Here is a 20,768-nt window from a genome sequence, read left to right as displayed (position 1 = left end):
TGGGCAAAGGCGCAAAGCGCCGTGCCCACGATCTCTTCATGATCGAAACAGGTGGTAGGCACGCTTCGCTTTGCCCACCCTACGGCACCAAGGTTGCCGTTCTTACTCCCGACGCCCCTGCACCCACTGTTCCAGCATTTGCAGGCACATGGCGCGGTCGTCGTCGGAGGCCTTGGCGAAGGCGCGGTTGTAGCTTTCCTTGATCCAGGTCTCTTCGGCGCCGGCGCTATCGCGCGCCAGGGTCAGCCACATCAGGCCGCGCGCGGCCTGCCGCGGCAGGCGGTCGCCGTTGAACAGCATCTGGCCAAGCAGCGCCTGCGCCTCGTGCTGACCCTTCTGGGCGGCAAGGCCGAGCCAGCGGGCGCCATAGCGGAAGTCCTCGCGCGAGGCGTCCGGAGTCTTCAGGTACAGGCGGGCGAGATCGTACTGGGCGTCCGCGTTGCCGAAATAGGAGGCCGCATAGGAGAACATCTCCCGCGCCCGGTCCGGGTCCGCCTTGATCTTCGAGTTCGGGATGCCGGCGAGATAGTAGCGGCCGAGCGCGACGAAGGCGTTGGCCACGACCTGCGCCTGCGGCGCCGACGGGCTGTCCTCGGCATGGGCGTTGGCGATCCGGCTGAAATATTCGAAGGCGCGCAGATCGTCCTGGGCGACGCCGTCGCCATTGGCGTACATGCGGCCGAGCTTCCACTGCGCGATGGGATGACCACCCTCGGCGGCATATTGCAGGGCACTGAGCGAGGTTTCCTGGGGCGCGGTGACCGGCGCGGTCCGGCTGCGCACGGTCGGTGCAGCGCCCGGCAAGGTGGTCACGACGGGGAGAGCCGCATCCTTGTTGACCGGCGCGCCGTCGAAGGCGAGCGCGGGCGCGGCCAGCGCACTGGCCCCCAACACAAACGCAACAATGGCACGCCTAGATGTCCGCATAGCACTGCTTCTCGTGCGCGCCGCCCGGATGGGTCACTGCCCCCCCGACCGCTGGTCCAACCTGCTGAGCATATTTCCAGAGCGCACCCGACGTGTGGTTAGTCGCGCGAGCGGCCCATTTGGTCTTGCGCTGAGCCAGCTCAGCGTCACTCAATTTTACGTTAAGGGTACCGACGTCGGCGTCGATCTCGATGATGTCGCCGTCCTCAAGCAGCCCGATCGGGCCGCCGACCGCCGCCTCGGGCCCGACATGGCCGATGCAGAAGCCGCGGGTGGCGCCGGAGAAGCGGCCGTCGGTGATGAGCGCGATCTTGCCGCCCATGCCCTGGCCGGTCAGCGCCGCGGTGGTCTGGAGCATTTCCCGCATGCCGGGGCCGCCCTTGGGGCCCTCGTAGCGGATCACGATGACTTCGCCTTCGCGATAGGTGCGGTTCTGGACAGCCTGGAACGCGTCCTCCTCACGGTCGAAGCACCTGGCCGGACCGGTAAACTTGAGGTTGGACATTCCCGCGACTTTCACGATCGCACCTTCTGGCGCCAAATTGCCCTTCAGACCGACCACACCACCGGTGACGGTGATGGGTTTATCTGCCGGGTGCACCACGTCCTGGTGCGGATTCCATTTCACGCTTTTGAGGTTTTCGGCGATCGTTCGACCGGTGACCGTAATGCAGTCGCCGTGGAGAAATCCGTTGTCGAGCAGCGTCTTCATCAGAAGCGGTATGCCACCTACTTCAAACATGTCTTTGGCGACATAACGGCCGCCCGGCTTCAAATCCGCGACATAAGGTGTCTTTTTGAAGATTTCGGCGACGTCGAACAGGTCGAACTTGATGCCGCACTCATGGGCGATCGCCGGCAGGTGCAGTGCAGCATTGGTTGAGCCGCCGGACGCGGCGACGACGGCTGCGGCATTCTCCAGCGCCTTGCGGGTAACGATGTCGCGCGGCCGGATGTTCTGGGCGATCAGGTCCATCACCTTCTCGCCCGCGGTCATGCAGAACGCGTCGCGGATCTCGTACGGTGCCGGGGCACCGGCCGAGTAAGGCAGCGCAAGGCCGATGGCTTCGGAGACGGTCGCCATGGTGTTGGCGGTGAACTGCGCGCCGCAGGCGCCCGCCGAGGGGCACGCGACGCGCTCGATCTCGTCGAGGTCCTCGTCCGACATGGCGCCGACCGAGTGCTTGCCGACGGCCTCGAACATGTCCTGCACGGTGACCTGCTGGCCGCGGAAATTGCCGGGCAGGATCGAGCCGCCGTAAATGAAGATCGACGGCACGTTGAGGCGCACCATCGCCATCATCATGCCGGGCAGCGACTTGTCGCAGCCGGCCAGACCCACAAGCGCGTCGTAGGCATGGCCGCGGACGGTCAGCTCGACCGAGTCGGCGATGCATTCGCGCGACGGCAGCGAGGAGCGCATGCCGTCATGGCCCATGGCGATGCCGTCGGTGACGGTGATGGTGCAGAATTCGCGCGGCGTGCCGCCGGCCGACGCGACGCCCTTCTTCACCGCCTGCGCCTGGCGCATCAGGGCGATGTTGCAGGGCGCGGCCTCGTTCCAGCACGAAGCGACGCCGACGAAGGGCTGGTGGATCTGCTCGGTGGTCAGACCCATGGCGTAGAAGTAGGACCGGTGCGGCGCGCGCGCAGGGCCTTCCGTCACGTGACGGCTCGGCAGCCTCTGCTTGTCAATCTTCGCGCCCATCGCAAACCAGTTTCCCCGGTCAACCCTTTCAGACCCGAAAAATCAGAGCCAAGATTTGAATCGACCTTGGGATTTCCCGTTGCCGCCTGATGGATCGCCGCTGCCTAAAACTTAGAGTGATTTTATTCATGTTCGGGTGTGGCCAAAAAGCGGCGCTGATGCGAACGACCCGTGATGAGGGTTAAATCCACTGTGAGTGTTGCGCAGACGGCACAATCGTTACCGGGAAGACACGGGGAAGGCTACCGCGATACCGCCGCGAAGATGACACTCCACAACTTGAGATTTTGTGACACGAAGCACGCACCCGGCTGTGCGGTCGCGGAGGATGAACCGCAACTGAGTCGCCCCGGCTATCAATTTTCTGCACGGGCGCGTAGCGCAGTCGCTGGAGGCGCCAGCGACGCGGCGCACTGCCGTAGGGTGAGCAAAGGCGCAAAGCGCCGTGCCGACCAATCCCGTCAAAATGCGCATCGATGTGGGCACGTTGCGCTTTGCCCACCTTGCGATGCCTGGGTGCCTGGCAAGCTGCTGCGCTCGCAATGACGGAGCGTGAGGCAATGGCGCCGTCCTCCGCTGTCATTTCCCGCGAAGGTGGGGGAATCCAGTACGCCGCGACCCTCGCCGAAATTGTCAGATGTTTTGCCCGTCCGGCAACAGCTATCCGCGACCTATTTCCTGTGCATGTGTCCGGACTGCGCCTCGAACCGCGCGACCGGTCGATCGCGCTGCCAGAGCTCCACATCGTGGCTGTCGACGAGCTTGGCGGCGCGAGAGATCGCCGCGTCATCGTCGGCGCAATCGATCTGAACCACGCCGATCGGTACGCTGTGCCGTCCGACGACGAAGGCGCGATATGCCGGCATCCTGACCTCCCGCAAAGGGTTGCAGCTACAGGTCAGAACATGACGGCGGACATGTTTGAATGCGATAGGGATCGGACCGCCAGTTTCTAGGCGCGGCATAGTGGTCCTATGCCGAACCTATACGATCGCGGCCACGCTCATCTCGAAATCATATCGCCGCCGGCAACATATCGAGCCGGTCACGCCTGTCGGCGCGACCGAGCGCAGGGACGCGAACGAGGCGACAGCGCGGCACGCCGCCACATCTGTCCCGCAAGGTTCGGCCCTCCCTGCCAGGCAACACCAACAGAACCGGTGAACTCATGTCTACCTCAGAGGTCGGCGACAGGATCATTGACCCCATGATCGCGCTCGCAGGCTGCTCGCCAGGGCAGCGCATTGTCGTGGTCGGTGCCAAGAGCATCGAATTGATGATGGATCTGCAACGGCGCGGATATTTCCTGGCGGCATCGGCCGGCAATTGCGGCCTCCCGGCCGCCCAGTACGACGCAGCCCTCGTGGACTGGCGGCGGCGTCCGCTCGGCGCGCTCGATGCGGCCATGGATTGGCTCGACGGCTTCCTCGGCCCGCGCGCGGTGCTGGTGATCTGGCTCGACGCGCAGAAGCCGGCGGCGAAGGACAATCTTCGCGCCGCAGTGGCGAAGCGTGGCTTCATCGTGCTGCAAGGCACTGAGCATCCCTGCGGCAGCGCCCTGCTCGCACGACGCTCGCAGGCCTATCCGATGCAAAAGGCGGCATAGGCCGCCGCCGGTCACGCAGGGGGAGGAGGGGCCGAACGGCTTGATCCGGCCCCTGCTCGATCCTGTCTTCTGGAGTTCTCTCTTATGTTGAAGTCGAAGACACGGCGCGCCGTCATCCGCGAGTGGATGGCACGTGCCCCCGAACAGCGCCGATCAGGCCAGCAGGCCCTCGCCTTCGCACAGGATGCGAGCGAGCGGCACAGGCTGCCGCGCAGCCGCCAGACGCCGTGCGCGGTGATCATGAGGTGGCTGGAGCCGCGCACGGGGCGCAGCTAGGAAGCGCTCAAGCGTTCCGCACTTTGCGGCCGAACGGAGCGAGCAGGCGGACGATCTCGCAGCCCGCGACGAGGCCGGCGAGCCAGACGGCGCTGAGGAACCCAAGCCGCGTCACGATGGCGGCGGTGAAGGCGCCCTCGCCGCCGAGGAACGGCGTCGCGGCAAGCAGCGCGAGCTCGTAGGCCGCGTAGGCGGCAATGAGCGCGATCGCCAGCATCAGCGGCGTGCGGCCCTGTGGCAGCCTGCGGAGCACGGCCGATGCCGCCGCGGTCGCCAGCAGCGCCGCCGCGCCGATGACCAAGCCCCACGCGATGGTGCTGCTATCGATCGGGTAATGCAGCGCGCCGAAGCCGATGCCCTGGTTCACGAGCCAGGCGCCGGCGACCACGAGCAGTGCCGGACGCAGCGGCAGCATCGCGGCCGCAACGACGGCGAAGGCTGCGAACGGCGTCGCACAGGCCAGCGCAAAACTCGCAAGCGCGCAGGCCGCGGTCAGCAGCGCGAAACAGAACAGCGGCGCAAGGCGCTGCGCCACCGGGTGAAGGCGGCAACGATCAATCTCGGGCGAGTGCATTTCGGCGGGCATCATGGATCTCCGGTCCCGATCCTAGCACATCCGCCGGGGGCCTCGATATGACATGCATGCGAGAAGCGGCCGGGCGCTAGGCGGGCTCTTGCTCGGCGCGCGTCGTGATCATTGCCCGCTCGCCGGCGTCGACGAGCTGACCGATGCCGGTCCGGCCTGCAAGCGCACAGCGGATGATGTTTTCGGCGACCGATCTGCGGAAGCGATGCTCCTCGCCGTCTGGACGATTGCGGCAGACCCGGTCCAGGGCCAGCTTCATGTTGATGCGGGTGCGGGTGTCGAAATGCTCGCTGATCATTCGCACGGCCTCGATCGCGTTTGATGTCGGGGCGGAAACGCTCTGGCGATGGCCGGGTTCCAAAACGGGATCATTCACGGGCTACGCCCGCCGCTTTACGCTGGAGACAGGCTAGCTACGCCCGCCCTCTTGCCAGTGAGACGGGCGAGCTACGCCCGCCCTCTTGGCCGCTGGGCCTGAGCCCAGGCCGCGGTGACGTCGCGCGGCGGGATTTCAACGCGCTTGACCGGCATCAGCTGCCCGGAGGCGGAAATGATCGCAGTCTCCTCGCGACGGCAGCGCGGGCACACGAAGCGGACCTCGTGCGGGGACGCCGACCAGCTCGAGCGCTTCACATTGGCCGCCATCGGCCATGCCTCGCAGTGCGAGCACGACACCAGAAACCGTCCGGGATCGAGCATACCCATTCCATCGGACTCCATGCCCCTGCCCGTCCCTTCAATGATTAACCCAAGTGAATCGTTCCGGTGTCTTGGCACCGTCAGCCCCGGCCGCGCGAGGGCGGCCGGAGTTCCGCGGCGTTGCGATCCCACGCAAACCGCCTCAGTGCGCGCCCTTGAGGCTGCAGGACGTCGTGCACGTGACCGTATTGCCGTGATCGCACGCCTTGCAGGCGGCCACGCACTGGTTCATGTCGCGAGGGTTGTACGAGGTGTAGCTGCGCATCGGACAGACCGCGGTCGAGCCGGTGATGTCCTGCTCCTGGTTGCAGGCCGCCATCGTGAAGGCAAGCACGAGCAACAACAGAACACGCATGGGATCGCCTGAGAGAAACACGGGTCAATGCGCGCGAAACGTTAAAAACGGCTTTCAGGCGCAAGCCCGCGGTGTCGCACGGGTTCCGCATCAAGCGGTGCTAAGATTTCTGCCTCAGGCCGCAGCTCTGGTCGCGACCGCGCGGCGCGTCTCATCCGCCAGCTCGTAATAGTGCCCGGCGAGCTTGAGATAGAATTCGCGCTTGGTGCTGTCGGTGGCGAGCTTGGCGATCAGCTCGCATTCGGCGGTGAGCGTCTCGAAACGTTCCAGCCTGTCCTCAAGTTCTGTCATCGGCGTGTCCCCGTCAAACGCCTCAAGGACACTCAACCTAAGCCCGGGAAATAGGTCACGGCGAACATCGTTATGGAGTAGAATCAATTTTCGTCGCCGCAGGCGTCGCAACGGTAGCGGGCGGCTTATTTCTGCTCCAGCCGCCAGGCGCCGTCCCATCCCGCGTCCGGCGGATTTGCCTCGAACTGCGCGATGCGATCGAGCAGCGTGCGCGAGGGGCCATCGCCGGGAACGGCTTCGAGCGCAGCGCCGAAAGCGCTGCGGGCCTCGTCGAAGGCTTGCGCGCGATAGGCGGCGAGACCTGCGGCATAGTGCGTGCGCAAGGCCTCCTGCGGCACGCTCAGGCCGTGCGCCTTGCTCATCACCTCGAAGATCGGCTGCGGCGCGCTCTGGCCGGCGACCGCGAGGCGATCGATCTCGCGCAGCTCGAGGTTCGATCCGACCGCATCCGCCGTGGCCTGCGAGATCAGGATGCGGGTACCGTAGACCTTGTTGACGAGCTCGAGGCGCGAGGCAAGGTTCACGGCGTCACCCATCACCGTGAAGCTCATCATCAGCTCGGAGCCGATGCTTCCGGTCAGCACCTCGCCGGTGGCGATGCCGATGCGCAGATCGCAGGGACCGGGCATGGCGCGAATGCCGAGCAGGTCCGGCAACTGCTTCTGCAGCGCCGGCACCTGGTCGGCCATGTCGATGGCGGCATAGCCGGCGAGCAGCGCCGGCTCGTCCTCCTCGATGAAGGGAGGTCCCCAATAGGCCATGATGGCGTCGCCGATATATTTGTCGATGATGCCGCGATGCGCCCTGATCGGCGCGGACATCACCGTGAAATAGTGGTTCATCACCTTGACGAGGCCGCGCGGCGTCATGCCCTCGCTCATCGAGGTGAAGCCGCTCATGTCGCAGAACATGATGGTCATCACCCGGCGCTGGCCGTCGATGGCGACCTCCGGCCTGTCGATCAGCCCTTGCACCACCCGCGGATCGATGTAGCGCCCGAAGGTCTCGCGGACGCGCTCGTTGTGGCGCAGCTGCTCGGTCATGCGGTTGAAGGCGGCGGCGAGCTCGCCGATCTCGTCCTGGGTCGACACCGCGATCGGCTTGTCGAAGCGGCCGGCCTCCACCTCGCGGGTGCCGGCGAGCAACAGGCGCACCGGCCGCGTGATGCCGCTCGAGACCAGCAGGGCGAAGACGAAGCCGACCACCGCGGCGAGGATGGTGACGACGGCCGAGATCATGATCGCCTGATGCTGGCGGCCAACCACCGTCGACGTCGACGCGTAGACCTGCTTGAGCATGTCGCCACGAATGCCGTCGATCCGGTCGTTGAACTGGTCGCGCAGGACGTCGAGATGCTCCAGCGTCCCGCGCGCCTCCGGCATCTGCTTGGCATCGATCTGCTTGAGCAGCTTTGCGTGGTCCTCGGCCATGCCACGGCGCAGCTCGGAGACGGCCGTCTCGATGCGGATGTCGATCCGCGCCAGCGCGGCATTGTCCGAGGGCGTCCTGGGATCCTCGATAATCGCATTGATATGCTTGCGCGCGTCCGAGGTCTCCTGCTCGATCTTGCGGTCGGCCTCCTCGAACTCCTTCAGCCGCGCCGCGTAGGCCTCCTCGTCCGGGGCCTCCTGCATCTTCATCATCACCATGCGCCGCAGCGCCACCGACCGCTCCAGCGAACGGATATTGGCGCGCGCCAGTTCGCCGTAGGCGGGGATGTAGCGGTTGGTCAGCTCGTCCAGGAGGACGCCGACCTGGCTCGACATCACCATCGACAGGATCGAGGTGACGAGCATCAGGACGATCAATCCGAGGGCGATGCCGACGATCTTGCGCCGGATCGACTGGTTGAAAATCGGCATAGGTGCGGGGCAAAGGCTGAAGGACGGGTTTGAGGGAACTCATACACCGGATTTGACGGCGGGAACACGCGCAATCTGGCTGTCGTGACGCGCCAGACCGCGCACAACCGGCGCGCGAGCCCAAATCGTTAACAAAGGTTAAAGCACCTGCCCTTTTCTCCTTTGCGGAAGTTCCATGGCCCTATCCGTATTTTGCCGCATTGTTGCGACAGCGTGAGGAATGCGAAACGATGTCGTGACATCGTTTTGGTGTCGTTTTTGATTCTCAAGCCGCATGTCGTCGCGGACCTTGGTTTGTAGTGGTTTCGCAGGGGGACCATCCAATGAACCAGTGCCTACGCTCGCTCGCGTGTGTCGTTGCCGTGGCCGCATTGGCCCTTCTCCCGTCCGAACTGGCAGCGAAGAGCAGTCACAAATCGTCCGCGTCGAAGAAGACGCACGAAGCCAAAGCCGCCGGCAAGGCCGGCAAGCAGCGGCACGCCGCCGCGAAGTCGCGTCACGGCAAGCACGCCGAGGCCAAGCGCAAGGCGAAGAAGCAGGACGACGAGCCTGCGGAGAAGCCGGCCGCGCCGGCACTCACCGGCGATCTCGCCGCGCTGAAGGACGCCATCGATCTCACGCGCCGGGGCAAGAGCGACGATGCCAGCGCCGCGCGCGACCGCATCGCCGATCCGGCGGGACAAAAGCTCGCCGACTGGTTCATGCTGCGCCACTCCGAGAGCACCGCGAATTTCAAGCGCTACGCCGCCTTCCTCGCCGCCAATCCCGACTGGCCGAGCAGCGCCCCGCTCCGCCGCCGCGCCGAGGCCCGGCTGTGGCAGGAAAAGTCCGACGCGGCCACCGTGCACAAATTCACGCTCGACCGGCCGACCAGCGCCAAGGGCAAGTTCGCGCTTGCCCGCGTGCTGCTGAGCGAAGGCGAGTCCGACCGGGCCGCACGGCTGGTACGCGAGGCCTGGCGCACGGACGAATTGTCCGAGCGCAGCGAGGAAGATTCCTACGAGGCGTTCCGCGATCTCCTCAGCGCCGAGGATCATCGCGCCCGCATGGACAAGCGCCTCGGTGCCAAGGACTATGCCGGCGCAAGGCGCGCGGCCAAGCGTCTCGGCGAGGATGCGCTGGCCATCGTGAAAGCCTGCGCCGCCGTCACCGGCAAGGCGAACAAGGCCAAGGACTATCTCGACGACGTCGCGGCCGAGGCGCGCCGCGATCTCGGCTACGTGCTGTGCCGCGCGCAATGGCATCTGCAGAAGGACCGCATCGACGACGCGGCCGAAGTGATCCTCGCGGCCGCGCCCGAGACGATGGCGGCGCAGGACACCGATGCCTGGTGGCGCGAACGCCGCCTGCTGGCGCGCAAGCTGCTCGACCAGGGCAAGGCCAGGACCGCCTACGACGTGGTGCGCACGGCGGCGGTGCCGGAAAAGGAAGTCTACCGCATCGACTACCATTTCATGTGCGGCTGGATCGCGCTGCGCTATCTCGACGATCCCAGGACGGCGATGGTGCATTTCGCCGCGATCGACGAGGGCTCGGTCAACCCGATCGCACTGTCGCGCGCGCATTACTGGCGCGGCCGCGCGGCGGAAGCCATGGGCGCAGCTGCCGACGCCCGCATGAGCTACAAGGCTGCGGCGCGCTATCCGACCGCCTATTACGGCCAGCTCGCCCGCGCCAGGCTCGGCATCGACCGCATCGAGTTGCGCGCGCCCTCGCCCGCTTTGGCCTCGGCCGACACGCCGCCGACCGACGAGCGCGTGCGCGCTGCCGACATGCTCTACGGCATCGGAGAGCGTGACATGGCGTTCTACTACGCCGAGGATTTCGCCAAGGAGAGCACCGACGTCGCAGCGCTGGAAGCGCTCGGTGAGCTCGCCGGCCGGCGCAACGATGCCCGCGTGATGCTGGAGGTCGGCAAGACGGCGCTGGCGCGTGGGCTCGCGCTCGACCATTACGCCTTCCCGACCATCGGCATCCCCGAACACAAGCAGGTCGCGCCCGCGATCGAAACCAGCGTGATCTATTCGGTGGCGCGCACCGAGAGCTCGTTCGACCAGCGCGACAAGTCGCCTGCCAACGCGGTCGGTCTGATGCAGGTGACGCCGGAAGCCGGCCGCGACACCGCCAAGCGCTTCGGCCTGACCTATGACTGGGACCGGATGGTCTCCGACCCCGTCTACAACACGCAGATGGGCGCCGCCGAGCTCAGCGCGCTGCTGTCGGAATATCGCGGCAACCAGATCATGACCTTCGCCGGCTATAATGCCGGCCGCGGCCGGGTGCGCGAATGGGTGCAGGCCCGCGGCGACCCCAGGGATCCCAAAGTCGATCCGGTCGACTGGGTCGAGCGCATCCCGCTGTCCGAGACGCGCAACTACGTCCAGCGTGTGATAGAGAACGTGCTGGTCTACCGCGCAAGGTTCGAGGGCAGCGGCATGATGGCCGCGAAATCCGAGCAGCGCGTCACGACGCACGAAGTGAGCGCGGAACCAACGGCATCGGCCGCAGCCCCATCGCCCTAGCCTCGCGACCGCCGGGGCTGGACGCGGCGCGAAGCTGGACGCGGGAACTGCGGCCGACGGTTCTGCGCGGCCGGCATCGTGGGGCTAGCCGTCACCTCCTTCCAGGGTTCGAAGGTTGTGCACGCGCAGATATGCCTCAGCCAGTGAGCGCGAGAGCGCGCCCATCTGCATCATCCAGCTCCAGCTCGTGATGGCCGTCAGCACCGCGACCGTCTCGATCGCGCTGCGGTAGGGCCACAACATGTCCATGGCCGTCTCTTGGCGGTAGCAATCATAGTCGCAATACCGCTCCTGCCTGGACACCTGCCGGACGTAGCTCGAACCCAGCGGCCGGGCGCATGCGCTGCAGGCCGCGCCGTGGCGGGGGTGTTCCTGATTGACGAGCATGAATCTCAATGCCGTGTCCTCGCCTATTTCCTGCCCGTCCGCTCAGGACGCCGCGCGCGAACGCTCCTGGATCAACGACGCCGCGTCCTGATGAATTGCGTAGCACTCGTAGCCGCAGTAGCGCAGCAGCGTCCTGGCATCGCGCAGATAGCCACCGTCGATCTCCTCGCAACACCACAGACATGACGTCTTGCGAAACGGGGTTCTGCCGTTCACCAATATGAATCTCACGTGGCACCTCCCAGCGCGAAGCAGAAGACCGTATCGACCAGAGAGGCGGACGGCGGCGGCGCGCAGATATGGTTGCGGCCGTCGGGATTGTCCCTGTTGCGCTCGACCTTCTGGGACGGGATCAGGATGTATTTGCCGTCTTCCCGGCGCCGTGCGTAGATCCGGCCTTCGACGTAGCGTATCTCGGTCGGGTAGCAATCCGCATTGTTGCAGCAGCTCAGAACCGGATTGTCCGGCATGCGCCAGTTCGAATAGAACTTCTCGTGCAGCACTTGATCCTGAGGCGGATGGTGACGATGCGAACCATCCCGTCCAACGTCCTCGGCCTTCACGCCCGTCGCCAGCGGAAGCGGCAGCGCGATCGCCAACAGGAGCTTGCAGCCTCGGTTCAACTCACAGCCTCCGGACGAAAAATGACCTGACGGGCTAGGTGCGGCAGTCGATCGTCATGCCAGTTGACATTGGAACAGCCAGCGGCGGTCGCGTTCGCGACGTGCCCTGAACCGGTCGAGGCACTTCCGCGAGCAGAGCGGCGTCCGCCAGGAGTAGTACCGGATCAGGCCAAACTTCCCGGCACAGAGGGCGCAGCTTTCGGACTCGGAACGTCGGTCGGAATCATCAGGCCTATCGCACATGATCCTCTCCTCTTGACCTCTGGGGTCCTGGCTTCCTCCTGCGCAAAAGGCAGGAGGCGCCACGGTCGTCACGGAAAATGCGGCTTCTCAATCGCGACCGCCAAATCGTGCGGCAGGTCGGGGCAACGGACGCAGAGCCTGGCTCTTCGGGAGTAACACGCCGAGCATTTCGGCGATTTGTGCTCCGCAATCGACTTCTCTCGATTGGCCGCAAGACTAGGCTCCTTGCAACGCACCGCTCAATTGTACGGAGGTAAATGCACGCTAGAACTAGGGTTGTGCGAGCTATACGTAGGTTTGTGCCGTAGTTTTGCGGACGTCGGCCAGCGCAACGTGACGGCGCAAGGCGCGCAAGCTGCACGGCAGTCGGGAGTTTTGCCGGGAATCCGACTTTCGTCGGAGGCAATTGCCCCTGTTATGCCAAAGTGCTCTACTCGCCTTCGACGCCGGCGAGCCGGAACGCTTGCGATGATGCCTGGCCAGATCACGAAAATCGGGAGTTCGGCCGCACAATTCCTGCTCGGCGGCCTTGCAGCGCTTCGCTCATTCGGCAACGGCGAGAAGGACGGCCCGGCCGTCGTAGACGCCTCGCGGAAGAATACCGACCTGCGTGATGCCGTGAAGCAATGGCGCGAGGTGTTCGAGCACAATCCCGTCATGTACTTCATGGTCGATCCCGCCGGAAAGGTGCTCAACGTCAACACGTTCGGCGCCGCCCAGCTCGGCTACACGACGGACGAGCTGATCGGCCAATCGGTGCTGAACGTCTTCTTCGAGGAAGACCGCGACTTCGTACGTCAATGCGTCGCCTTGTGCCTGACGACCGTGGACCAGTCGCATACCTGGGAGATTCGTAAATTCCGGAAGGACGGGTCGGTGCTTTGGGTCCGTGAAAACGCCAAGGCGATGCTGCGCGGCGACGGCACGCCGATCCTGCTGGTTGCCTGCGAGAACATCACCCAGCGCAAGGAAGCGGAGGATGCACTGCGGCAGAGCGAGGACTACCTCGCCCAGGCCCAGGAACTGAGCCACACCGGCAGCTTCGGCCTGAACTTTGCGACCGGCGAAGCCGTCTGGTCAAGGGAGACATTCCGCATCTTCCAGTGTGACCCGGCGACGAAGCCGAGCCTGGGCTTCGTCTTCCAGCGCATCCATCCGGAAGATCGCCATACGGTCCGCAGCACCCTCGAGCGGGCCTACCGCCTGGCGGAGGATTTCGACCACCAATACCGCCTGCTGATGCCCGACGGATCGGTCAAATATCTGCATTCCGTGGCGCGCGCGGTTCGGCATCCATCCGGGCGCATCGAGTTCGTCGGGGCGGTGACCGACGTCACGATCACGAAGGAAGCGGAACAGAGGCTGCGGCGCAGCGAAGCCTATCTGACCGAAGCCCAGCGCCTCAGCCAGACGAGCAGCTGGGCCTGGGACGTTCATCGCCAGGAGTTCGCCTACCGATCGGCTGAACTCTACCGCTTGTTCGGGTTTGAGCCGGACCAGACCGATGTCCCGGCCCGGGCATTTCAGCAACGTATCCTGCCGGAGGACTTTCGGCGGATTATCGAGGTCGAACGTGAAGCTGTCAGGCAGAAGCAGCCCTTCCAGATCGACTTCCGGATCGCGCGCCCCGACGGCGCGATTAGACGCGTCCACAGCGAGGGCCATCCCGTGATGGGCCGCGACGGCGAGGTGATGGAAATCATCGGCACGCATGTGGACGTCACCGAGCAGATCGCGGCGAAAGATGCGCTGCACAAGGCATTCGACGAGCTCAAGGCATCCGAGCAGCGATTCCGCGACTACGCCGAAACCGCATCGGACTGGTTCTGGGAGACCGGGCCTGACCACCGCATCACCAGGATATCGGAACATGCCGACAGCTCCAGCGCCCCGCCGACGGGCGTGATCGGCCTGCCCCGCTGGGACATTCCACCCGATGCCGAGCTCGAGCCGGAGAAATGGGAGGAGCATCGCGCGGCGCTCGATGCCCACGTTCCGTTCCGCGATCTGATCTACCGCAGCAAGGATCGTAACGGATCTCCCATCTACGTACGCACCAGCGGCAAGCCCTTTCACGACGCGAATGGCAATTTTCTCGGCTATCGCGGCGTCAGCAGCGACGTCACGGCGGCGATCCGCGTCGAGCAGGCGGAAGAGGCGCTGCGCAAGGCACAAGGCGAGCTCGCCCACGTCACGCGCGTCACGACACTCGGCGAACTGACCACCTCGATTGCCCACGAAATCACCCAGCCGCTGGCCGCGGTGATCTCCAACGCGGACGCCTGCATCGCCTGGCTCGACCGCGAACCGGCCGATCTGATAGCCGCGCGCCGTTCCGCCGAATGGATCGTCGAGGACGCCAATCGCGCGAGCGAGGTGATCCGCCGGATCAGGGCGCTTGCGAAGAAGACCGAGATCGAAATCGTTGCACTCGACATCAACCAGGTCGTCAGAGAGGCCGTGGCGCTCGTTCGGCGCGAGCTCGCGACCCATGGGGTGTCGGTGCGGATGGAGTTGGCGTCCGACCTGCCCCAGGTCTGCGGCGATCGGATCCAGCTCCAGCAGGTGCTGATCAATTTGGTGATGAACGGCATCGAGGCGATGCAGGCCAATGTCGATCGCCCGCGCGAGCTGGCGATCCGCTCGTGTTGTGCGGATGACGACGACCGTCTGCTCCTCACCGTGACGGACCGCGGTGTCGGTCTCGGCAAAGACGTCAAGGAGCGCATCTTCAGCCCCTTCTTCACGACGAAATCCGGCGGTCTGGGCATGGGACTCTCGATCTGCCGATCGATCATCGAGGCTCACGCGGGCCGACTTTCGGCCTTCCAAAACGAGGGACGCGGTGCGACATTCCAGATCGCCCTGCCCTTGTCGCACAAGGACACGTCGTGACTGACAATGCCAAGCAGGCCGGGCCGAGCGCCGGCGATCCGATCGTTCTGATCGTGGATGATGATCCGTCGATGCGCCGCGCGCTCACTAATCTCTTTCAATCCGTTGGTCTCAGGGTCGAAGCCTTCAGCTCGGCGGCGGAGATCATGGAAGCCAAACCGCCCGCGGTCCCCAGTTGCCTCGTGCTCGACATCCGCCTGCCGGGCTCGAGCGGCCTCGACCTGCAGGCGGACCTCGCCAAGGCCAATATTCACACGCCCATCATCTTCATCACCGGCCATGGCGACATCCCCATGACCGTGAGAGCCATGAAAAGCGGCGCCGTCGATTTTCTGACAAAGCCGGTGCGCGACCAGGACATGCTGGATGCGGTGCAGGCGGCAATCGAGAGAGATCGCAAGCGCCGCGATGCCGAGAAATCGATCTCGGGTGTGCGATCCCGTTTCGAGGCGCTGACGGCACGCGAGCGCGACGTCCTGGCCCTGGTTGCATCCGGGCTGATGAACAAGCAGGTCGCCGCCGAGCTTGGATTGGCCGAGATCACCGTGAAGATCTATCGCGGGCAGATCATGCGGAAGATGGGGGCGAAGTCGCTCGCCGATCTCGTCAGAATGACGGACGCCCTCGGAATCCCCCGCAACAGGGGTCATTTGCAAACCTAAGTATGCTTTCCAAGCTCGCTCCGGTGGCCCACCTTCCCTGAGGCGGCTGAACCGCGGCCGGCGGCTCGCCGTTCAGGAGCGATCTATTGCCAGCGCCTTCGATCATTTCCGTCATTGACGATGATGCCTCCGTTCGCCTGGCGACGAACAACCTCCTGACGTCGCGCGGATACACGGTCTACACCTTTGGCTCCGCTCATGAATTCCTCCAATCCGCCGAACTGGAGACGACCTCCTGCGTGATCGCGGACGTGCAGATGTCGGCCATGAGCGGCGTCGAGCTGCTGACGCATATGCGCCGCCACGGGCGCATCACGCCCTTCATCTTCATGACGGCTTTTCCGGACGAGAGCGTGCGCGACCGCGCGCTGAAGGCCGGCGCGATCTGCTTCCTCGCCAAGCCGTTTTCAACGCCGGCCCTGATTCAGTGCCTGGAGACGGCCCTGTCGGGCGCCGGTGACGCCACGATGTGAAGCGGCGCCGCCGCGTCCGCCGAGCCTCACGGCCAGGACGTCACTTCCTCTGGAGCAGACCCATGCCCTTGGGGCCGTAGGTCTCCAACGCGTCGGCGCACTGCTTGGCAGGGTTCGCCTTGAACTCGTCGTATCGCTTGTCGCGCCACGCTCCGCCCTGTTCGGAAACGTCGAACGCCTTCAGCACCCCGGGTCCGCCCAGCTTTCGGACCTCGCCATCCCACCTCTTGATGTCCAACGCGACGCCCGGACACTGCTCCGACGCAATCACGACGTCGGTGTACTCCTGGTGCAGCTGCGCAGCATCGGCGATGCTGGTGCCGGGCGGCGCTGCGTTGGCGGCTGCGGCGATCGAACATAGCGCCGCCGCCAACATGGTCTTCAACTTCATCTTACGTCCTCTGCGAGCGCCGGCTCAGCGATGTTGGCCGCCTTGATGGCCGGCCAACATGCCCCTCAATCGACCTTGATGTCCGCCGCCTTGATGATCGGCCACCATTTGGCGATCTCGGCCTTTTGCCGCGCGCCGAGTGCCTCGGGGGTGAGCTGGTCCTGCGGCGTCATCTCCAGGCCCTGGCTTTCGAGCTGCTTCTTCACCGCGGGATCGTTCAACGCGTCCACGGCGGCGGCGTTCAGCTTGGCGACGATCTCCTTCGGCGTGCCCTTCGGCACCCACATGCCCGACCACAGCGTCATGTTGAAGCCCTTCAGGCCCGCCTCATCCGCGGTCGGGATGTCGGGCGCCGAGGCGAGGCGCTTGCTGTCGGTGATGGCGTAGGCGCGGATGGTGCCCGCGCGGACCTGGTTGATGGAGTTGGAGGTCTGGTCGACGATGACGTCGATCTGGCCGGCGATGAGGTCGTTCAGCGCGGGCGCGGTGCCGCGATACGGCACATATTGCAGCTTGATGCCGGACACGCTCTCGAAATAGACGCCGGCGATGTGGCTGCCCGAGCCCGCACCGGCGGTGCCGGCCGTCGGCGGCGAGGTGCGCGACTTCAGCCACTGCAGCAGCTCCTTCAGCGAGGTCGCGGGCACCGCGTTCTTGCTGACGACGATCATGGGGTTGCTCGGCAGCAGCACCACCGGCTCGAGGTCCGCGACGAGATCGTATTTGAGCTTGTAGACGGCGCCGTTGGCGACATGGGTGCCGAGATGGCCGAACGAGATGGTGTAGCCGTCCGGCGGCGATTGCACCGCGCGCGCGACACCGATCGAACCGCCCGCGCCGGTGACGTTCTCGATCACCAGCGGCTGGCCCAGCGACACGCGCATGCGTTCCGCGAGCACGCGCGCCATCGCATCCGAGGGCCCGCCGGCGGCGAAGGGCACGATGATGGTGATGGGACGCGAGGGGAAATCGTCGGCGCGCGCGGCGCCTGCGATAGCGAGAATACCGATCAGCCCAGCCCAGGCGGCCTTCTTCATTGTGTTCTCCCCAGCGATGTCTTTGTTGTTTTTGTGCCCTCCCGCGTACGGGAAGAGAGACCAGTCGTGAAGAGACCAAATGACGCGCCGGAGCGCGTTGACCGCGCTCCGGCTGCTCGTCCTGATCAGAACTGTGCGTAGTCGATCGGCTTGTGGCGGTCGAGCGTGCGGGTGACCGGCGGCAGCGGGTATTTCAGGCCGGTTGCGCAGTTGAACAGCATCACGCGGTCGCCCTTCGAGACGCGGCCGTCGGCAAGGCTCTCCTTGTAGGCGGCGTAGGTCGCGGCGCCCTCGGGGCAGAGCAGCAGCCCCTCCTCGCGCGCGACCTCGTTGAGCGCTGCCGAGATCTTGTCGTCGTCGACAGCAATGGCAAAACCCTTGCTCTCGCGCACCGCGCGCAGGATCAGGAAATCGCCGATCGCCTGCGGCACGCGGATGCCGGAGGCGATGGTGTGGGCATCCTCCCAGCGCGTGGCATGCTCGGTGCCGGCCTCATAGGCGCGCACCATCGGCGCGCAGCCGGAAGCCTGCACCGCGACCATGCGCGGGCGCTTTGATCCGATGAAGCCGATCTTCTCGAGCTCGTCGAACGCCTTCCACATGCCGATCAGGCCGGTGCCGCCGCCGGTCGGATAGAAGATCACGTCGGGCACGTCCCAGCCGAGCTGCTCGGCGAGTTCGAGACCCATCGTCTTCTTGCCCTCGATCCGGTACGGCTCCTTCAGCGTCGACGTGTCGAACCAGCCGACCTTCGCTTTTCCTTCGCCGACGATCTTGCCGCAATCATCGATATAGCCGTTGACGCGATAGACGGTCGCGCCCTGCAGTTCGATCTCGCTGACATTCACCTCGGGGGTGTCGGCCGGGCAGAAGATCGTGGTCTTGATGCCGCAGGACGTCGCGTAGGCCGCGAGCGCCGCGCCGGCATTGCCGTTGGTCGGCATCGCCATGTGCTTGATGCCGAGCGCCTTGCCCATCGACACCGCCATCACGAGACCGCGCGCCTTGAACGAGCCGGTCGGCAACCGTCCCTCGTCCTTGACGATGATCTCGCCGCCGCCGAGCTTCTTAGCCAACTTGGGCAGCCGGATCAGCGGCGTCGTGACTTCGCCGAGCGAGACGATGTCCTGGCATTTGCGCACCGGCAGCAGCTCGCGGTAGCGCCACATGTCGCCGGGACGCTGCGCGAGCGCGTCCTTGGTCAGCGCCTTCTTCACGCCCGCAAGGTCGTAGCGCACCAGCAGCGGCTTGCCGGCCTTGGAGAGGTTGTGGACCTGGTCGGCGGCATAATGATCGCCCTCCATCGCGCATTCGAGATGGGTGACGAAGGTCGGGCGTTCGATGGTGAGGTTGTCGTTGTCGTGCATGGGTTCTTCCCTATTCTTGTTCTGGTATTTTCGTTGTCAGACCCGTCACCCTGAGGTGCCGGAGCGAAGCGGAGGCCTCAAAGGGCGGCGGGCCCGGCTGCTGCAGCTCGGCCGTCCATCCTTCGAGGCTCGCTGCGCGAGCACCTCAGGATGACGGGTCCGCAGCCCGCCGGCTCATCCGTCAGATGTTCAACACCCGCCCATACGCATCCAGCACGGCTTCCTTCATCATCTCCGACAGGGTCGGATGCGGGAACACGGTGTGCATCAGCTCTTCTTCCGTCGTCTCCAGGTTCATGGCGACGACGTAGCCCTGGATCAGCTCGGTGACCTCCGCGCCGACCATGTGGGCGCCGAGCAGCTGGCCGGTCTTCTTGTCGAAGATGACCTTGACCAGGCCCTGGTCCTCGCCGAGCGCGATCGCCTTGCCGTTGCCCACGAAGGGGAAGCGGCCGACGCGGATCTCGCGGCCGCTCTCCTTGGCCTTGGCTTCGGTCAGGCCGACGGACGCGACCTGCGGGTGGCAATAGGTGCAGCCCGGGATCATGTTCTTGTCCATGGCATGCGGATGCAGGCCCTTGATCGCCTCGACGCAGATCACGCCCTCATGCTCGGCCTTGTGCGCCAGCATCGGAGGTCCGGCGACGTCGCCGATGGCGTAGATGCCGGGGACGTTGGTCTTGCCGTAGCCGTCGATGACGATGCAGCCACGGTCGGTCTTCACGCCCAGCTTTTCGAGGCCGAGATTCTCGATGTTGCCGACGACGCCGACCGCGGAGATCACGCGCTCGAACTCGGTGGTCACGGGCTTGCCCTTGCCGTCGTCGATGGTGGCGACGACGCTGTCGGCCTTCTTCTCGAGCTTCGTGACCTTGGTCGAGGACATGATCTTGATGCCCAGCTTCTCCAGGCGCTTGCGCGCAAGGCCCGCGATCTCGGCGTCCTCGACGGGCAGGATCTGCGGCAGCACCTCGACCACCGTGACCTCGGAGCCCATGGTGTGGAAGAACGAGGCGAACTCGATGCCGATCGCTCCGGAGCCGACCACCAGCAGCGACTTCGGCATCCGCTCCGGCACCATCGCTTCAAAGTAGGTCCAGATCAGCTTCTTGTCGGGCTCGAGCCCGGGCAGCACGCGCGGCCGTGCGCCGGTCGCAACGATGATGTGCTTGGCCTGATAGGTCCCCTCGCCCAGCGAACCCTTGGGGCCCTCGACGTCGGACTTCTTCACCGTGACCTTGCCGGGCGCGTCGATCGAGGCGGCGCCCCAGATCACGCTGACCTTGTTCTTCTTCATCAGGAAGCCGACGCCGTCGTTCAGGCGCTTGGAGACGCCGCGCGAGCGCTGCACCACGGCCTTCGGGTCGAACGACACCTTCTCCGCGGACAGGCCGTAGTCCTTGGCGTGCTGCATGTAGTGATAGATCTCGGCCGAGCGCAGCAGCGCCTTGGTCGGGATGCAGCCCCAGTTCAGGCAGATGCCGCCGAGATAGGACTTCTCGACGATCGCGACCTTGAAGCCGAGCTGGGCGGCGCGGATCGCGGTGACATAGCCGCCGGGACCGGAGCCGATGATGATGACGTCGAAGGATGTATCGGCCATGGCGGCTCCCATTCAACTCAAGCGGTCGTTGCGCCGCGGGCGCGGCGATTGAGGATGTAGATTCTGATCAGCCATTCCATGAGAATGACCGCCGCCATGATGGCGAAGATGGTGAGCGCGATCGGCGCCCAGATGTTGCGCGACAGCGCCTCGCCGGCGAAGAAGGCGGCGTCAATGATCTCGCGGCCGTGCGGGCTCAGCGTGAGGATCAGCGAAACCAGCATCGAGATCCAGGGCCAGCGCGTCGTCATGCGC

General features: G+C 65.2%; 23 protein-coding genes. 6 read left to right on the top strand and 17 right to left on the bottom strand.

Annotation, left to right across the window (positions count from 1 at the left end):
* Window positions 1-102 precede the first annotated feature (102 nt).
* The 3 genes from JQ617_RS05935 to JQ617_RS05925 all read right to left on the bottom strand — a co-directional run bounded on the left by JQ617_RS05935 (window position 103) and on the right by JQ617_RS05925 (window position 3,501).
* Window positions 103-927, bottom strand: a complete 825-nt coding sequence (locus tag JQ617_RS05935) for a tetratricopeptide repeat protein (protein ID WP_212025105.1) — start codon at window positions 925-927, stop codon at window positions 103-105.
* Window positions 914-2,635: a dihydroxy-acid dehydratase gene (gene ilvD, locus JQ617_RS05930; RefSeq protein WP_063683311.1), complete on the bottom strand. Its 1,722-nt coding sequence runs from the start codon at window positions 2,633-2,635 to the stop codon at window positions 914-916. Before ilvD ends, JQ617_RS05935 begins: the two co-directional genes overlap by 14 nt.
* Before the next feature lie 671 nt (window positions 2,636-3,306).
* The gene (locus tag JQ617_RS05925) at window positions 3,307-3,501 is read right to left on the bottom strand and encodes a hypothetical protein (protein ID WP_063683309.1); all 195 of its coding nucleotides are present in this window, start codon (window positions 3,499-3,501) and stop codon (window positions 3,307-3,309) included.
* A gap of 302 nt (window positions 3,502-3,803) precedes the next feature.
* On the opposite strand from JQ617_RS05925, the gene JQ617_RS05920 reads away from it, so the two are divergent.
* A complete protein-coding gene (locus JQ617_RS05920) occupies window positions 3,804-4,241 on the top strand; it encodes a hypothetical protein (RefSeq protein WP_212025103.1) in 438 nt (145 codons plus the stop codon).
* An 84-nt stretch (window positions 4,242-4,325) separates the two neighbouring features.
* Window positions 4,326-4,517 carry a hypothetical protein gene (locus JQ617_RS05915; RefSeq protein WP_212025101.1) on the top strand — a complete coding sequence of 64 codons (192 nt, stop codon included), beginning with the start codon at window positions 4,326-4,328 and terminating at the stop codon, window positions 4,515-4,517.
* Window positions 4,518-4,524: 7 nt separating this feature from the next.
* Here the strand turns inward: JQ617_RS05915 and JQ617_RS05910 are convergent, their stop codons facing one another.
* The 6 genes from JQ617_RS05910 to JQ617_RS05885 form a co-directional block, all read right to left on the bottom strand.
* A complete protein-coding gene (locus tag JQ617_RS05910; protein ID WP_212025099.1) occupies window positions 4,525-5,106 on the bottom strand; it encodes a hypothetical protein in 582 nt (193 codons plus the stop codon).
* 73 nt (window positions 5,107-5,179) lie between these two features.
* Entirely contained in the window at window positions 5,180-5,479 is a 300-nt protein-coding gene (locus JQ617_RS05905) for a hypothetical protein (RefSeq protein WP_249156658.1), read from the bottom strand.
* 71 nt (window positions 5,480-5,550) lie between these two features.
* The gene (locus tag JQ617_RS05900) at window positions 5,551-5,808 is read right to left on the bottom strand and encodes a hypothetical protein (RefSeq protein WP_212025097.1); all 258 of its coding nucleotides are present in this window, start codon (window positions 5,806-5,808) and stop codon (window positions 5,551-5,553) included.
* Between the two features lie 136 nt (window positions 5,809-5,944).
* Window positions 5,945-6,157, bottom strand: a complete 213-nt coding sequence (locus JQ617_RS05895) for a hypothetical protein (RefSeq protein WP_063683304.1) — start codon at window positions 6,155-6,157, stop codon at window positions 5,945-5,947.
* Between the two features lie 114 nt (window positions 6,158-6,271).
* Window positions 6,272-6,448, bottom strand: a complete 177-nt coding sequence (locus JQ617_RS05890; protein WP_212025096.1) for a hypothetical protein — start codon at window positions 6,446-6,448, stop codon at window positions 6,272-6,274.
* Window positions 6,449-6,573: 125 nt separating this feature from the next.
* On the bottom strand, window positions 6,574-8,310 hold the full coding sequence (locus JQ617_RS05885) for an adenylate/guanylate cyclase domain-containing protein (protein ID WP_212025094.1): 1,737 nt from the start codon (window positions 8,308-8,310) through the stop codon (window positions 6,574-6,576).
* A gap of 323 nt (window positions 8,311-8,633) precedes the next feature.
* On the opposite strand from JQ617_RS05885, the gene JQ617_RS05880 reads away from it, so the two are divergent.
* Window positions 8,634-10,832 carry a lytic transglycosylase domain-containing protein gene (locus JQ617_RS05880; protein ID WP_212025092.1) on the top strand — a complete coding sequence of 733 codons (2,199 nt, stop codon included), beginning with the start codon at window positions 8,634-8,636 and terminating at the stop codon, window positions 10,830-10,832.
* An 84-nt stretch (window positions 10,833-10,916) separates the two neighbouring features.
* On the opposite strand, the gene JQ617_RS39900 is transcribed toward JQ617_RS05880, so the two are convergent.
* From JQ617_RS39900 to JQ617_RS05865, 3 genes are all read right to left on the bottom strand, one after another.
* Window positions 10,917-11,081, bottom strand: a complete 165-nt coding sequence (locus JQ617_RS39900) for a hypothetical protein (protein ID WP_249156656.1) — start codon at window positions 11,079-11,081, stop codon at window positions 10,917-10,919.
* Window positions 11,082-11,261: 180 nt separating this feature from the next.
* Complete coding sequence (locus tag JQ617_RS05870) at window positions 11,262-11,450, bottom strand: hypothetical protein (RefSeq protein WP_212026005.1); 189 nt, start codon at window positions 11,448-11,450, stop codon at window positions 11,262-11,264.
* Window positions 11,447-11,842 carry a hypothetical protein gene (locus JQ617_RS05865; RefSeq protein ID WP_063683300.1) on the bottom strand — a complete coding sequence of 132 codons (396 nt, stop codon included), beginning with the start codon at window positions 11,840-11,842 and terminating at the stop codon, window positions 11,447-11,449. Before JQ617_RS05865 ends, JQ617_RS05870 begins: the two co-directional genes overlap by 4 nt.
* A gap of 711 nt (window positions 11,843-12,553) precedes the next feature.
* Here JQ617_RS05865 and JQ617_RS05860 point away from each other — a divergent pair.
* The 3 genes from JQ617_RS05860 (at window position 12,554) to JQ617_RS05850 (ending at window position 16,115) form a co-directional block, all read left to right on the top strand.
* Complete coding sequence (locus tag JQ617_RS05860) at window positions 12,554-14,980, top strand: PAS domain-containing sensor histidine kinase (RefSeq protein WP_212025975.1); 2,427 nt, start codon at window positions 12,554-12,556, stop codon at window positions 14,978-14,980.
* Window positions 14,977-15,642 (top strand): response regulator transcription factor, encoded by a 666-nt coding sequence (locus JQ617_RS05855; protein ID WP_212025089.1) that lies wholly within the window; start codon window positions 14,977-14,979, stop codon window positions 15,640-15,642. The genes JQ617_RS05860 and JQ617_RS05855 overlap by 4 nt, the downstream gene beginning before the upstream one ends.
* A gap of 86 nt (window positions 15,643-15,728) precedes the next feature.
* The gene (locus tag JQ617_RS05850; RefSeq protein WP_212025087.1) at window positions 15,729-16,115 is read left to right on the top strand and encodes a response regulator transcription factor; all 387 of its coding nucleotides are present in this window, start codon (window positions 15,729-15,731) and stop codon (window positions 16,113-16,115) included.
* Window positions 16,116-16,155: 40 nt separating this feature from the next.
* On the opposite strand, the gene JQ617_RS05845 is transcribed toward JQ617_RS05850, so the two are convergent.
* The 5 genes from JQ617_RS05845 to JQ617_RS05825 all read right to left on the bottom strand — a co-directional run bounded on the left by JQ617_RS05845 (window position 16,156) and on the right by JQ617_RS05825 (window position 20,764).
* Entirely contained in the window at window positions 16,156-16,506 is a 351-nt protein-coding gene (locus JQ617_RS05845; RefSeq protein WP_212025085.1) for a hypothetical protein, read from the bottom strand.
* A 65-nt stretch (window positions 16,507-16,571) separates the two neighbouring features.
* The gene (locus tag JQ617_RS05840) at window positions 16,572-17,543 is read right to left on the bottom strand and encodes a tripartite tricarboxylate transporter substrate binding protein BugD (protein WP_212025083.1); all 972 of its coding nucleotides are present in this window, start codon (window positions 17,541-17,543) and stop codon (window positions 16,572-16,574) included.
* A gap of 125 nt (window positions 17,544-17,668) precedes the next feature.
* A complete protein-coding gene (locus tag JQ617_RS05835) occupies window positions 17,669-18,910 on the bottom strand; it encodes a threonine synthase (protein WP_212025082.1) in 1,242 nt (413 codons plus the stop codon).
* 181 nt (window positions 18,911-19,091) lie between these two features.
* On the bottom strand, window positions 19,092-20,513 hold the full coding sequence (gene lpdA, locus JQ617_RS05830; protein WP_212025080.1) for a dihydrolipoyl dehydrogenase: 1,422 nt from the start codon (window positions 20,511-20,513) through the stop codon (window positions 19,092-19,094).
* 17 nt (window positions 20,514-20,530) lie between these two features.
* Window positions 20,531-20,764 carry a hypothetical protein gene (locus JQ617_RS05825; protein ID WP_063683291.1) on the bottom strand — a complete coding sequence of 78 codons (234 nt, stop codon included), beginning with the start codon at window positions 20,762-20,764 and terminating at the stop codon, window positions 20,531-20,533.
* Between the last annotated feature and the right edge of the window lie 4 nt (window positions 20,765-20,768).

The organism is Bradyrhizobium sp. KB893862 SZCCT0404 (assembly GCF_018130885.1).
Classification (GTDB): domain Bacteria; phylum Pseudomonadota; class Alphaproteobacteria; order Rhizobiales; family Xanthobacteraceae; genus Bradyrhizobium; species Bradyrhizobium stylosanthis.
Note: the sequence above shows the minus strand (reverse complement) of the source record. Positions and strands in the feature narration are given on the sequence as shown.